The organism is Aromatoleum evansii, from assembly GCF_012910805.1.
Lineage (GTDB): Bacteria > Pseudomonadota > Gammaproteobacteria > Burkholderiales > Rhodocyclaceae > Aromatoleum > Aromatoleum evansii.
In genome coordinates this window covers 1-392 of the sequence record NZ_WTVK01000297.1, presented here as the reverse complement: position 1 = coordinate 392, position 392 = coordinate 1, and the positions used below count along the sequence as shown (strand labels likewise).

Sequence of the window (392 nt, the reverse complement as noted above, 5' to 3'; positions counted from 1 at the left end):
GCGTTCCAGGCGAGATGCTTCAGGCGGGCGGAGGCCCGCCGCTCGTCCGACGAGCGGGCCATCGTGGTTGATGAGGAGACAGCGTGCGGCATGCGACCAGCGTATTTGGCGCACAGCTGATAATTCTTGACCGCGACCTCACATGATCTTTTCGGGATTTGTTCGTAGAGTGTGAACATGTCGACTCTGCGGCAAGACACCATTGCCACCCTGCGAGAGCACCTGCCGAACACGGCCAGCGGGTGCGTCGAGGCCATCATCCGAGAGGTGCCCGGCTACGACCGCGAGTTCGGCGACACACTGCGCGCGAACATCGAGGCGGCCGTCGCGATGGCCCTCGCGGCCTTCCTCGACACCCTCGGTGACGACGGCGACACGACGTCCGCCACGGC

1 protein-coding gene is annotated in these 392 nt (G+C 65.1%); it reads left to right on the top strand.

The features are described from left to right. Positions 1-177 precede the first annotated feature (177 nt). Positions 178-392, top strand: a 215-nt coding sequence (locus GO615_RS30125) for an RsbRD N-terminal domain-containing protein (protein WP_211167449.1), incomplete at its 3' end; no start/stop codon positions are given.